The sequence below is a fragment of the Streptomyces sp. NPDC059456 genome, from assembly GCF_042750055.1.
Classification (GTDB): Bacteria; Actinomycetota; Actinomycetes; order Streptomycetales; family Streptomycetaceae; genus Streptomyces.
The window spans coordinates 1-12,341 of the sequence record NZ_JBHYVA010000206.1; the positions used below are offsets into that span (position 1 = coordinate 1).

13 protein-coding genes, 1 pseudogene and 2 riboswitches are annotated in these 12,341 nt (G+C 72.9%); of the genes and pseudogenes, 11 read left to right on the forward strand and 3 right to left on the reverse strand.

All coding sequences use genetic code 11. The features are described from left to right. Nucleotides 1-490 (reverse strand): annotated as a pseudogene (locus ACFXA3_RS19505) (hypothetical protein); the annotation flags it as partial. 206 nt (nt 491-696) lie between these two features. Beyond that, nucleotides 697-800: riboswitch (glycine riboswitch) on the forward strand. 184 nt (nt 801-984) lie between these two features. Here ACFXA3_RS19505 and gcvT point away from each other — a divergent pair. The 6 genes from gcvT to ACFXA3_RS19535 all read left to right on the forward strand — a co-directional run bounded on the left by gcvT (nt 985) and on the right by ACFXA3_RS19535 (nt 6,819). Then, nucleotides 985-2,100 (forward strand): glycine cleavage system aminomethyltransferase GcvT, encoded by a 1,116-nt coding sequence (gene gcvT, locus ACFXA3_RS19510; protein ID WP_385188313.1) that lies wholly within the window; start codon nt 985-987, stop codon nt 2,098-2,100. A gap of 80 nt (nt 2,101-2,180) precedes the next feature. Continuing rightward, nucleotides 2,181-2,564 (forward strand): glycine cleavage system protein GcvH, encoded by a 384-nt coding sequence (gene gcvH / locus ACFXA3_RS19515; RefSeq protein ID WP_385188315.1) that lies wholly within the window; start codon nt 2,181-2,183, stop codon nt 2,562-2,564. Nucleotides 2,565-2,581: 17 nt separating this feature from the next. Next, a complete protein-coding gene (glyA, locus tag ACFXA3_RS19520; RefSeq protein ID WP_385188317.1) occupies nt 2,582-3,838 on the forward strand; it encodes a serine hydroxymethyltransferase in 1,257 nt (418 codons plus the stop codon). Between the two features lie 392 nt (nt 3,839-4,230). Beyond that, a complete protein-coding gene (locus ACFXA3_RS19525; protein ID WP_385188319.1) occupies nt 4,231-5,613 on the forward strand; it encodes an L-serine ammonia-lyase in 1,383 nt (460 codons plus the stop codon). A gap of 299 nt (nt 5,614-5,912) precedes the next feature. After that, nucleotides 5,913-6,218, forward strand: coding sequence for a hypothetical protein (locus tag ACFXA3_RS19530; protein ID WP_385188320.1), 306 nt, complete (start codon nt 5,913-5,915; stop codon nt 6,216-6,218). 187 nt (nt 6,219-6,405) lie between these two features. Further along, complete coding sequence (locus tag ACFXA3_RS19535) at nt 6,406-6,819, forward strand: SsgA family sporulation/cell division regulator (RefSeq protein ID WP_385188322.1); 414 nt, start codon at nt 6,406-6,408, stop codon at nt 6,817-6,819. Nucleotides 6,820-6,932: 113 nt separating this feature from the next. Here ACFXA3_RS19535 and ACFXA3_RS19540 read toward each other — a convergent pair whose 3' ends face one another. Then, nucleotides 6,933-7,646, reverse strand: coding sequence for a flavodoxin family protein (locus tag ACFXA3_RS19540; RefSeq protein ID WP_385188324.1), 714 nt, complete (start codon nt 7,644-7,646; stop codon nt 6,933-6,935). A 113-nt stretch (nt 7,647-7,759) separates the two neighbouring features. Beyond that, a riboswitch (cobalamin riboswitch) is annotated at nt 7,760-7,956 on the forward strand. 27 nt (nt 7,957-7,983) lie between these two features. Here ACFXA3_RS19540 and ACFXA3_RS19545 point away from each other — a divergent pair. Genes ACFXA3_RS19545 through ACFXA3_RS19560 form a run of 4 tightly spaced genes read left to right on the forward strand, consistent with a single transcriptional unit; the run spans nt 7,984 to nt 10,639 of the window. Next, nucleotides 7,984-8,679: an energy-coupling factor ABC transporter permease gene (locus tag ACFXA3_RS19545; protein WP_385188326.1), complete on the forward strand. Its 696-nt coding sequence runs from the start codon at nt 7,984-7,986 to the stop codon at nt 8,677-8,679. A 5-nt stretch (nt 8,680-8,684) separates the two neighbouring features. Continuing rightward, nucleotides 8,685-9,038, forward strand: a complete 354-nt coding sequence (locus tag ACFXA3_RS19550) for an energy-coupling factor ABC transporter substrate-binding protein (protein ID WP_385188334.1) — start codon at nt 8,685-8,687, stop codon at nt 9,036-9,038. A gap of 3 nt (nt 9,039-9,041) precedes the next feature. Then, nucleotides 9,042-9,791: a cobalt ECF transporter T component CbiQ gene (gene cbiQ / locus ACFXA3_RS19555; protein WP_385188328.1), complete on the forward strand. Its 750-nt coding sequence runs from the start codon at nt 9,042-9,044 to the stop codon at nt 9,789-9,791. After that, nucleotides 9,788-10,639 (forward strand): energy-coupling factor ABC transporter ATP-binding protein, encoded by an 852-nt coding sequence (locus tag ACFXA3_RS19560; protein ID WP_385188330.1) that lies wholly within the window; start codon nt 9,788-9,790, stop codon nt 10,637-10,639. The genes cbiQ and ACFXA3_RS19560 overlap by 4 nt, the downstream gene beginning before the upstream one ends. A 34-nt stretch (nt 10,640-10,673) precedes the next feature. On the opposite strand, the gene ACFXA3_RS19565 is transcribed toward ACFXA3_RS19560, so the two are convergent. Further along, complete coding sequence (locus tag ACFXA3_RS19565; protein WP_385188332.1) at nt 10,674-11,396, reverse strand: hypothetical protein; 723 nt, start codon at nt 11,394-11,396, stop codon at nt 10,674-10,676. Nucleotides 11,397-11,688: 292 nt separating this feature from the next. Between ACFXA3_RS19565 and ACFXA3_RS19570 the strand changes: the two genes are divergently transcribed. Then, nucleotides 11,689-12,261 carry a PadR family transcriptional regulator gene (locus ACFXA3_RS19570; RefSeq protein WP_385188333.1) on the forward strand — a complete coding sequence of 191 codons (573 nt, stop codon included), beginning with the start codon at nt 11,689-11,691 and terminating at the stop codon, nt 12,259-12,261. The last annotated feature ends 80 nt before the right edge of the window (nt 12,262-12,341 follow it).

A 12,341-nucleotide genomic window follows, 5' to 3' on the forward strand; every position in this document is an offset into this window, starting at 1 on the left:
AAATATTCGACGCCAGCGACTGATGTTTATAAGCCACCGGCCCCCGGCGGCGCAGGCCCGGCCGCCGCGCGGCCGCGGCCAGCAGGCCGCGCACCCAGGTCTGGGTTCCGCAGTCGTGGACCACCGCCGAGGCCCCGGAGCGCAGTGTCCGCCACAGCCCCCAGTAGTGGGCGCAGCGGACCAGCGGCCGGTAGACGGCGTACGGCAGCCGGCTCGGCATCCGCCGCTCCCAGCGCTCGCGCACGTCCTGCGAGTCGATGCCGCCGCCGTCCGCGGCGCGCTTGATCAGCGTGCTCTTGCCGCCGCCGGGCAGGCCGGACACCACGACGATGTCGCCTTCGGCGAAGCCGAGCCACTGGGGTCCGTGCGGGCCCCGGCCGCGCAGGTCGCGTACGAGGGGGCCGTCGGCGCAGGCCCGCCGCGCCGCCGGCACCCCGTCCACGGCCCCGGTCCCGGTCAACGCCAGCACTCCGAATCTCCGCACTGTGATCGCCTCCCCCAATCGGGGCCGCGCGGGCCCCATGCCCACTGAGTGTAAAGAGACGGTAATCCGGTGGCCCCGGTTCCGGTCGGGGCCCGCGGCCCGCCCACCGCTCCGGGACGGCCGCTCCGTACGTTCTTCCGGGCCCGCACGCCCGATCGCCCGGACGGCGTGCAATGATGTGCGCCATCTGGACCAACTGCATACCGGCCGCTTGAATCCGCGCGGGAGAGTCCCGGCACGCCGTGAGGCGGTGCCCGGGCGCCGAAGGAGCAAGTTCCTCCCTTGAATCTCTCAGGCCCCGTACCGCGTGGATGAGGCAGATCTGAAAAGCGAGCCGCGCCGCCGTCCCTCACGACGGCACCCGCGTGCGCTCCACCCAAGGTGCAAGTCGAGGTTCCCCGGGTCCGACCGGGAACTCTCGGCGAACCTCTCAGGTTCCGATGACAGATGGGGAGGATCGTCCTCGTCATGTCATGCCCTGGGACCCGGGAGCCACACCCATGAGCACTGCCCCCCGCCTGACCGCCCTCGATGCGCTGCACCGGTCGCTCGGTGCGACCATGACCGATTTCGCGGGCTGGGACATGCCCCTGCGGTACGCCAGTGAGCGCGACGAGCACAACGCCGTACGGACCAGGGCCGGTCTCTTCGACCTGTCCCACATGGGCGAGATCACGCTGACCGGCCCGGAGGCCGTCAAGGCCCTGGACTACGCGCTCGTCGGCAACATCTCGACCGTCGGCGTCGGCCGCGCCCGGTACACGCACATCTGCCAGGAGGACGGCGGGATCCTCGACGACCTGATCGTCTACCGCCTGGGCGAGACCGAGTACATGGTCGTCGCGAACGCCTCCAACGCCCAGGTCGTCCTGGACGCCCTGACCGAGCGCGCCGCGGGCTTCGACACCGAGGTCCGCGACGACCGCGACGCGTACGCGCTGATCGCCGTGCAGGGCCCCGAGTCCCCCGGCATCCTCGCCTCCCTCACCGACGCCGACCTGGACGGGCTGAAGTACTACGCCGGCCTGCCGGGCACCGTCGCGGGCGTGCCCGCGCTGATCGCGCGCACGGGCTACACGGGCGAGGACGGCTTCGAGCTGTTCGTCTCCCCCGAGCACGCCGTGCAGCTGTGGCAGGCGCTGTCCGAGGCCGGCGCGGGCGTCGGCCTGGTCCCGGCCGGCCTGTCCTGCCGCGACACGCTGCGCCTGGAGGCGGGCATGCCGCTGTACGGGCACGAGCTGACCACCGGCCTCACCCCGTTCGACGCGGGCCTGGGCCGGGTCGTGAAGTTCGAGAAGGAAGGCGACTTCGTCGGGCGCGCCGCCCTGGAGGCCGCCGCCGAGCAGGCCGCCACGAAGGCGCCGCGCAAGCTGGTCGGCCTGATCGCCGAGGGCCGCCGCGTCCCGCGCGCCGGGTTCCCGGTCGTCGCCGGCGGCGAGGTGATCGGCGAGGTCACCTCGGGCGCCCCGTCCCCGACGCTGGGCAAGCCGATCGCGATGGCGTACGTGGACGCGGCGCACGCCGCGCCCGGCACCTCCGGCGTCGGCGTGGACATTCGCGGTACGCATGAGCCGTACGAGGTCGTCGCCCTGCCGTTCTACAAGCGGCAGAAGTAGCGCCCGTACGCCGTACCGGCCGTCTCAGTACGCAAGACCACCGTTCGTTCGCACTCCCCCGCATCCAGGAGAATCAGGTCATGAGCAACCCCCAGCAGCTGCGTTACAGCAAGGAGCACGAGTGGCTGTCGGACGCCGAGGACGGCGTCGCGACGGTCGGCATCACGGAGTTCGCGGCCAACGCGCTCGGTGACGTCGTCTACGCCCAGCTCCCCGCCGTCGGCGACACGGTGACCGCGGGCGAGACCTGCGGTGAGCTGGAGTCGACCAAGTCCGTCAGCGACCTGTACTCCCCCGTCACCGGTGAGGTCGTCGAGGCCAACCAGGACGTCGTGGACGACCCGGCGCTCGTGAACACCGCCCCGTTCGAGGGTGGCTGGCTGTTCAAGGTGCGCATCGCGGAGGAGCCGGCCGACCTGCTCTCCGCCGAGGAGTACGCCGCGCTCACCCACTCCGACAACTGACACCCCAGGGGTTCCTGATGTCTGTTCTCAACACCCCCCTGCACGAGCTCGACCCCGACGTCGCCGCCGCCGTCGACGCCGAGCTCGTACGCCAGCAGTCCACCCTGGAAATGATCGCGTCGGAGAACTTCGCTCCGGTCGCCGTCATGGAGGCCCAGGGCTCGGTCCTGACCAACAAGTACGCCGAGGGCTACCCCGGCCGCCGCTACTACGGCGGCTGCGAGCACGTCGACGTCGTCGAGCAGATCGCGATCGACCGCATCAAGGCGCTCTTCGGCGCCGAGGCCGCGAACGTCCAGCCGCACTCGGGTGCGCAGGCGAACGCCGCCGCGATGTTCGCGCTGCTGAAGCCGGGCGACACGATCATGGGCCTGAACCTGGCCCACGGTGGTCACCTGACCCACGGCATGAAGATCAACTTCTCCGGCAAGCTCTACAACGTGGTCCCGTACCACGTCGGTGAGGACGGCCAGGTCGACATGGCCGAGGTCGAGCGCCTCGCCAAGGAGTCCAAGCCGCAGCTGATCGTCGCCGGCTGGTCCGCCTACCCGCGCCAGCTGGACTTCGCCGCCTTCCGCCGCATCGCGGACGAGGTCGGCGCGTACCTGATGGTCGACATGGCGCACTTCGCCGGCCTGGTGGCCGCGGGCCTGCACCCGAACCCGGTGCCGCACGCCCACGTCGTCACCACCACCACGCACAAGACCCTCGGCGGTCCGCGCGGCGGTGTGATCCTGTCGACGCAGGAGCTGGCCAAGAAGATCAACTCCGCGGTCTTCCCGGGCCAGCAGGGCGGCCCGCTGGAGCACGTGATCGCGGCCAAGGCGGTCTCCTTCAAGGTCGCGGCCTCGCCCGAGTTCAAGGAGCGCCAGGAGCGCACCCTGGAAGGCGCGAAGATCCTCGCCGCGCGCCTGGTCCAGGACGACGTGAAGGCCGTGGGCGTGGACGTCCTCACCGGCGGCACCGACGTGCACCTGGTCCTGGTGGACCTGCGCAACTCCGAGCTGGACGGGCAGCAGGCCGAGGACCGCCTCCACGAGGTCGGCATCACGGTCAACCGCAACGCCATCCCGAACGACCCGCGGCCGCCGATGGTCACCTCGGGTCTGCGGATCGGCACGCCGGCCCTGGCGACCCGCGGTTTCGACGCCGAGGCCTTCACCGAGGTGGCCGAGATCATCGCGCAGGCGCTGAAGCCGGCGTACGACAGCGAGTCCCTCAAGGCGCGCGTGTCCGCGCTGGCGGCGAAGTTCCCGCTGTACCCGACGCTCTGACGTCCGGGGATTCGACGAGAAGGGCCCGGCTGCGCAGTCCGCAGAACCGGGCCCTTCCCATGACCCCCGGCCGGCCGCCCGGCCGACCCGCGACGGGCGTCCGGCGGGCGTCCGGCCCCGCTCCGGCGGGCCGCCAGGGCCGGACCGCATCCTGGACCGGCCCCGAGGGGGAGGCGAGGCCCCTCCGGGCCCGCCCGGCCCGGCCGTGGAGCGGGAAACGTGACCTGACGCACGCCCAACCGCAACCTCGCGCACCCGCTCCGGCAGCCGAGCCGTTCACTTCTCCGCGTTAAGCTCGTCTGTCGGTAAAATTCCGAAATATAACCCCTCCTGCATCGCCCGCCTCGCCCGCCCCCCTCCCACCCCACGAGCAGACAAGGGAGTCCGCCACCGTGGCCATCTCCGTCTTCGACCTCTTCTCCATCGGCATCGGCCCCTCCTCCTCCCACACGGTCGGCCCCATGCGGGCCGCCCGCATGTTCGTGACCCGGCTGAAGAAGGACGGCGTACTCGCCCAGACCGCGGCGGTCCGCGCCGAGCTGTACGGCTCCCTCGGCGCCACCGGCCACGGCCACGGCACGCCGAAGGCGGTGCTCCTGGGCCTGGAGGGCCACTCCCCCCGCACGGTGAACGTGGAGACGGCCGACGACGAGGTGGAGCGCATCCGGCAGACGGGCCGCCTGCGCCTGCTCGGCACCGAAATAGGCGAGGCGCACGAGATCGCCTTCGACGAGCCGAACCAGCTGATCCTGCACCGGCGCCGGTCCCTGCCGTACCACGCCAACGGCATGACGCTCTTCGCGTACGACGCCGCGGGCGCGCCCCTGCTGGAGAAGACCTACTACTCGGTCGGCGGCGGCTTCGTCGTCGACGAGGACGCGGTCGGCGAGGACCGGATCAAGCTCGACGACACCGTGCTGAAGTACCCCTTCCGCTCGGGCGACGAGATGCTGCGCCTCGCGAAGGAGACCGGCCTGTCGATCTCCTCCCTGATGCTGGAGAACGAGAAGGCCTGGCGCACCGAGGAGGAGATCCGCGAGGGCCTGCTGGAGATCTGGCGCGTCATGCAGGCGTGCGTCTCGCGCGGCATGTCCCGCGAGGGGATCCTCCCGGGCGGCCTGCGGGTCAAGCGCCGGGCCGCGTCCACGGCGCGCCAGCTGCGCACCGAGGGCGACCCGATGATGCACCGCAGCGAGTGGACGACGATCTACGCGATGGCGGTCAACGAGGAGAACGCGGCGGGCGGCCGCGTCGTCACCGCGCCCACCAACGGCGCGGCGGGCGTCCTTCCGGCCGTCCTGCACTACTACATGAACTTCGTGCCGGGCGCGGACGAGGACGGCGTGGTCCGCTTCCTCCTCGCGGCGGGCGCGATCGGCATGCTGTTCAAGGAGAACGCCTCGATCTCCGGCGCCGAGGTCGGCTGCCAGGGCGAGGTCGGTTCGGCCTGCTCGATGGCGGCGGGCGCCCTCGCCGAGGTGCTGGGCGGCACCCCGGAGCAGGTGGAGAACGCGGCCGAGATCGGCATGGAGCACAACCTGGGCCTGACCTGCGACCCGGTCGGCGGCCTGGTCCAGATCCCGTGCATCGAGCGCAACGGCATGGCGGCGGTCAAGGCCGTCACGGCGGCCAAGATGGCGATGCGCGGTGACGGCACGCACAAGGTGTCCCTCGACAAGGTCATCAAGACCATGAAGGAGACGGGCGCCGACATGAAGATCAAGTACAAGGAGACCGCCCGCGGCGGCCTGGCCGTCAACGTCATCGAATGCTGACCCGGCGCGGCTGACGCCGGAAGGGGGGCGGCGGCGGGCGGGCCCCCCCCGGCGGGGCGCCCCCCCCTTCCGCGTTCCCGCCGCCGGCCGCTGCGGCGCCCGGGGGCGCAACGAGCGGAACGCGCCGGGCACGTGACGTTTGCGGCGAGTTGATCACGCGTGCGAGCGAACCCTCCGGCCCGCCCTGGTCTCTCGATGATCAGATGCGCCATGGTGATCACGTGACGTCGCGGCCACACCCCCGGCGGCCGGCCAACCGCCCTGGACCGCAGCCTTTTTGCGTACTGGAGGACCTCATCATGGCAAGCAACCGCAGCATCCGCGCCCTGGCGGCCGTCGCAGCGCTCCCCTTCGCCGTCGCGCTGTTCGCGGGCACCGCCCGGGCCGACAACGGCGCCGGCGCCGGCATCTCGTCCGACGCCGCCGTCGCCGAGATCCTCGGCAGCGGGGTGGCCGGCGGCAACCTCGGCACCTCCTCCACCGCCCAGCAGGTCGCCACCGGCTCCGGGGCGTCCGACCAGAGCAACGGCGCCCAGTCCAACGGGGCCGTCTCCACCGCCCTCGGGCAGTCCAACGGCTCGCTCCTCTTCCACCCCGCCCCGTAGCGGACCGGTGACCCTGCGGCCCGCCCTCCCCCCGGAGGGCGGGCCGCTCCGCGTTCCTGTGCCAAGAGGGGTCCAGCGGCCCGCGGGGTCGGGACCTTCGGCCCCCGGGGACGGCCGGGCGGTGGGCTAGCTTGCCCGGGGGGAGCCGCGGGCAAGCGGGACGAGACACGACAGAGAGGCGCAGCGCATGGACGACAACGGCATCGAGTACCACGTCCTCCCGCTCCGGCTGGAGGCTTCCCCCGAGTCCATACCGGTGCACGGGGCCTTCACGTACCGCCGCGACCGGCCCTACGAGCTGGTGCTCGACTTCCGGGGCGCCGGGCTCCACCTGGCGCACTGGGTGTTCTCCCGGGACCTGCTGCTGGACGGGGAGACCTGCGGGACGGGCGAGGGGGACATCCGGGTGTGGCCGCGGTGGCGGGGCCGCGAGCCGCGCGTCTTCCTCGCCTTCAGCAACGGCGTGCAGAGCTGCGTGGTGTCCGCCCGGGCCCGGGACGTGCGCGCGCTGTGCCGGCGGCTGGTCGGCCTGGTGCCGCGGGGCGAGGAACGGCGGCACTACGACCTCGACGCCGAACTGAGCACCCTCCTGCCCCGGTAGGTCCCGTCCTGGCGCCGCACGAGCCGGCCGCCGCCTCCTTCACCCTGCACGCGCCCGAGCGGTTCGTGCCGGACGTAGCGCACCGCGACGAGTGCCGGTGAGGTGCGGGCGGACTACCGGTGCTCGGGGTTCGGGAAGTCGAAGCGGCAGCCCGCGTCCCACTCCGAGCGCTGGTTGCCGTGCGCCGGCAGGCCGCCGGACCGCTTGAGCAGGGCGGCCAGGTGCATGAGGTTCCACGACATGAAGGTCGTGTTCCGGTTGGTGAAGTCGTTCTCGGGGCCGCCGGATCCGGGGTCGAGGTACGAGGGACCGGGCCCGGCCTCGCCGATCCAGCCCGCGTCGGCCTGCGGCGGGATCGCGTAGCCGAGGTGCTGGAGGCTGTAGAGGACGTTCATGGCGCAGTGCTTGACGCCGTCCTCGTTGCCGGTGACGAGCGCGCCGCCGACGCGGCCGTAATAGGCGTACTGGCCGTGCTCGTTCAGGATCGAGGAGCAGGCGTAGAGCCGCTCGATGACCTGCTTCATGACGGAGCTGTTGTCGCCGAGCCAGATCGGGCCGCACAGGACGAGGATGTCGGCGTCCATGATCTGGCTGTACAGGACGGGCCACTGGTCGGTTTCCCAGCCGTGCTCGGTCATGTCGGGCCAGACACCGGTGGCGATGTCGTGGTCGACGGCGCGGATCAGCGAGGTCCGGGCGCCGGCCGCCTCCATGACGGCGCGGCTCCGGCCGATCAGGCCCTCGGTGTTGCTGGTCTCGGGCGAGCGCTTGAGGGTGCAGTTGAGGTAGACGGCGGTCAGGTCGGAGTAGTCGTAGTCTGCGGCCACGCCGCCAGCCTGGGCGCCCGTGGGCGGCGCCGCCACCGGGCCGCACCCGTTCGGGGCCGGCCGCCGCGAACCGCACCCGTTCGGACCGGGTTGGTACCGGTCCGTCCGTCCGACTAGGGTCAACGGGCCTTGGTGTTCGGGAAACCGGTGCGGAACCGGTGCGGCCCTCGCCACTGTGAACGGGAAGTCCGGCTCCACTCCGACAGGAAGCCACTGGGCGGCGCGAGAGGGTTGCGCACCGCCCGGGAAGGCGGAGCCAGGGCATCAGCACCCGTGAGCCAGGAGACCGGCCGGGGCGCGTTGTCCATCCACGAGGTGCTGGAGAGGTCTCCCAGTCATGCACATAGCCGAGGGGTTCCTGCCCCCCTTGCACGCGGTCGCCTGGGGCGCCGCGTCCGCCCCGTTCGTCGTCCACGGTGTCCGCGCCCTCACCCGCGAGGTGAAGGCCAACCCGGAGAGCACGCTGCTGCTCGGGGCGTCCGGGGCGTTCACCTTCGTCCTGTCCGCCCTGAAGATCCCGTCGGTGACGGGCAGTTGCTCGCACCCCACCGGGACCGGGCTCGGCGCGATCCTGTTCCGCCCGCCGATCATGGCGGTGCTCGGCACCATCACCCTGCTGTTCCAGGCGCTGCTGCTCGCGCACGGCGGGCTCACCACCCTCGGCGCGAACGTCTTCTCGATGGCGATCGCCGGGCCCTGGGCCGGGTACGGGGTCTACCTGCTGCTGAAGCGCTTCGACGTCCCGCTGATGGTGACGGTCTTCTTCGGCGCCTTCTTCGCCGACCTGGTCACCTACTGCGTGACCTCCGTGCAGCTGGCGCTGGCGTTCCCGGACCCCGGCAGCGGGTTCCTCGGATCGCTCGCGAAGTTCGGGGGCATCTTCGCGGTCACGCAGATCCCGCTCGCGGTCAGCGAAGGCCTGCTGACGGTGCTCGTGATGCGGCTGCTGATGCAGTCCAGCACGGCGGACCTGATCCGGCTGGGCGTCGCGAAGGCGGGCGCCCGCGGCGAGCGGAAGGCTGCGGCGCTCTGATGGCGATGAACCGGAACACGAAGATCAACGGACTGCTGCTGCTCCTGGTGGCGGCCCTGGCCGTACTGCCGCTCGCGCTGGGGCTGGGCGAGGGCAAGGAGGAGCCGTTCACGGGCGCCGACGCGCAGGCGGAGGCGGCGATCACCGAACTGAAGCCGGACTACGAGCCGTGGTTCTCGCCGCTGTACGAACCCCCCTCCGGGGAGGTGGAGTCGGCGCTGTTCGCCCTCCAGGCGGCACTCGGCGCGGGCGTGCTCGCCTACTACTTCGGCGTCCGCAAGGGCCGCCGACAGGGCGCGGCCGCCGCCGCGGCGACCACAGCCGGCCCCGCCGCCGGTCCCGCCGCCGCGGAGTCGTAGGCGGTGCTCCCGATCGACGTGGCGGCGCACGGCAGCCGCTGGCGCCGCCGGCATCCGCTGGAGAAGGCCCTGCTGGGGATCGGGCTGACGGTCACCGCCGTGTGCCTGCCGCCCTGGCCCGGCGGGCCGCTGGTCGCCGCGGCGACGCTCGCCGTGCTCCTCGGCCCGGCCGGTGTGGCCGGGCGGCAGCTGTGGCGGGCGTTCCGGATCCCGCTGGGCTTCTGCTTCACCGGGGCGCTGCCCCTGCTGGTCTCCGTCGGCGGGCCGGGCGGGTTCGTCTCCCTCGCGCCCGACGGCCCCCGGCACGCCGCGGAGCTGCTGCTGCGGACCTCGGCGGCCTCGCTTGGCGTGCTGCTGTTCGCGTTCACCACCCCCGTCTCGGACGTCCTGCCCCGGCTCGTCCGGGCCGGGGTCCCGGCGCCCGTGGTGGACGTGGCCCTGGTCATGTACCGGATCGGCTTCCTGCTGCTGGATTCCATGGCGCAGGTACGGCGCGCCCAGGCGGCCCGGCTGGGCCAGGCCGGGCGGGCCGCGGTGTGGCGTTCGCTGGCCGGGCTCGCCGCGACCTCGTTCGTACGGGCCTTCGATCGCGCGGCGCGGCTCCAGGTGGGCCTGGCCGGGCGCGGCTACGACGGCGCGCTGCGGGTGCTCGTCCCCGAGGCGGCCCTGTCGTGGCGGTTCGTCGCGGCGTCGGGGGCGCTGCTGACGGCCCTGATCACCCTGACCCTCACCCTGAAGGGGCTGTACCTGTGAACCCGTTGGTGGAACTGGCCGGCGCGGGCTACGCGTACGAGGACGGCCCGGCGGTCCTGTCCGGCGTGGACTTCGCCATCGCACCGGGCCGGGCGCTGGTCCTGCTGGGCCGCAACGGCAGCGGCAAGACCACGCTGATGCGGCTGCTGAGCGGGGGCCTGCGGCCCGGCCCGGGTGCGCTGCGCCTCGACGGCACGGCCGTGTCGTACGACCGGGCGGGACTGACCCGGCTGCGGACGGCGGTGCAGCTGGTGGTCCAGGACCCGGACGACCAGCTGTTCGCGGCGTCGGTGGAACAGGACGTGTCGTTCGGGCCGCTGAACCTCGGACTGCCCGCCGGGGAGGTGCGGGAGCGGGTGGACGCGGCGCTCGCCGCACTGGACATCACGGCGCTGCGGGACCGCCCGACGCACCTGCTCTCGTACGGGCAGCGCAAGCGCGCGGCGATCGCGGGCGCGGTGGCGATGGCCCCGCGGGTGCTGATCCTGGACGAGCCGACGGCGGGTCTGGACCCGGACGGGCAGGAACGCCTGCTGGACGTCCTGGCGGGGCTGCGCTCGGCCGGCACGACGGTGGTCATGGCGACGCACGACGTCGACCTGGCGGTCCGCTGGGCCGACGACGCGGCGGTCCTGACCCCGTCGGGGATCCGCACCGGGCCGGCGCAGGACCTCTTGTCGGACCCGGAGCTGCTGGCCTCGGCGGGCCTGCGCCAGGCGTGGTCCCCGGCGGTGACGGCGTTGCTCCGGTCCCGCGGCCTCCTGCCGGCCGCCGCGGCGGGCCCCACCACTCCGGAGGCCCTCGCCGACTGGGCCCGGGGCCTGCCCCCCGGATCGGGCCCGGCCTGATCCGGGAGACGGTCCCCGGGCGGGGAGGCCGTGGTCAGGCCTTGCCCTTGAGGGCTCCCACCAGCTGGTTCGTCAGCTTGGTCGCACCGGCCAGGCCCTTGTCGGAGCTGCTGCTGACCAGCACGGTCACCACCGAGGTGCCGACGCGCGCGGCCACGAGCGTGGTGCCGCCCTGCCAGGCGGGGCTGGTCTCGGTGATGGCCCACGCACCGTCACCGATGCCGGTCAGGGGCTTCTCGGTGACCGTCACCGTGCTGTGGGTCGGCTCGTCGGAGTAGCTCGGGCAGGCCTTGGAGATCTGGCCGAGCGCGTCGAGCACGGTCGTCGCGGTGGTGTCGCGGTAGACGTCGATCTCCTGGGCGAACTCCTCGGAGGAGTTCTTGTTGACGTACGCGTCCTGCGCGAACGAGACGCTGCTGATCCCGGTGATGTCCGTCCACGACGTCCCGCCGAGCTTGGCGCAGTCGGGCCGGGGCACGTCGGCGGTGGCGGGCAGCCGGTAGGTGGTGCCGGTGTCGCGCGCGTCCGCGGGGTCGGCGGTGAAGCCGGTGGCGAAGAACGAGGCGGGCGCGAGCGCGGCCTTGAGCTGCTTCCCGGTCAGCAGGCCCTTGTTGGGGTCCGACGGCGCTGCCGCGGCGGCGGAGGCGGAAGCCGGGGCCGCTGCGGCGGCCTTCGGCGCGGGGGCGGAGCAGGCGGTCAGCGCGAGCGGAAGCGCCGCGACGGCGAGAAGGGTGGCGACGGGGGATGTCTGACGCACGGTGTGGCTCGACCTCGATGTTCGGATGCCGTGCCGCCCGGATCGTCCGGGCGGCACGGATAAGCGGAACGCCCCGTTCAGCGACGGGACTCGCGCATCCCATCGGGCCGCCACCGGCACGGCAAGACTGCGGCGAATTTTTTGCCGGGCAATGGGAAACGTTTGGCGAAATCCGCATCTCAATGTCCGGCTTGTGTTATGCGTCCCCACGGAGCCGGAGGGCCGCCCGCCGGGGCCGCCCGCCGGGCCGCTCCCGACGGCCCGCCGCCGGCCGGCTCCCTAGGATGGCCGCATGTCGCTGCCGCACGCCATCCTCACCGCCCTGCTGGAGAAGCCCTCGTCGGGGTTGGAGCTGACGCGGCGGTTCGACAAGTCGATCGGGTACTTCTGGTCCGCGACGCACCAGCAGATCTACCGCGAACTGGGCCGGCTGGAGGAGGCCGGGCTGATCCGGGCCCTGCCCAGCGAGGTGCCCGTACGGGGACAGAAGAAGCAGTACGAGGTGCTCGCGGCGGGCGGCGCGGAGCTCTCGCGGTGGGTCGGCGAGAGCCAGGACCCGAAGGCCATCCGGGATCCGCTGCTGCTGCGGATCCGGGCGGCCGCCGTGGTGGGCCCGCACGGGCTGGCCGCGGAACTGCGGCGCCATCTGGACCTGCACCGGCGGCAACTGGCCGTCTACGAGGCCATCGAGGACAAGGACTTCCCGCCGGGGCGGGACTCCGACGAGGACCGGCTGCGCCGGCTGGTGCTGCACGGCGGCATCGGCCTGGAGACGTTCTGGCTGCGCTGGCTGGAGGAGGCCCTGGCCGAGGTCGAGGACATGACCCGGCCGGCGGGCGGGGCCCCCGGGCAGACCGCCCCCTGAGCCCGGCCGGCCCTCCCGCCGGGGCGCGGGCGGGCAGCGCAAAGCCCCCGCCGCGCCCGGCAGGAGGGCGTGGCGGGGGC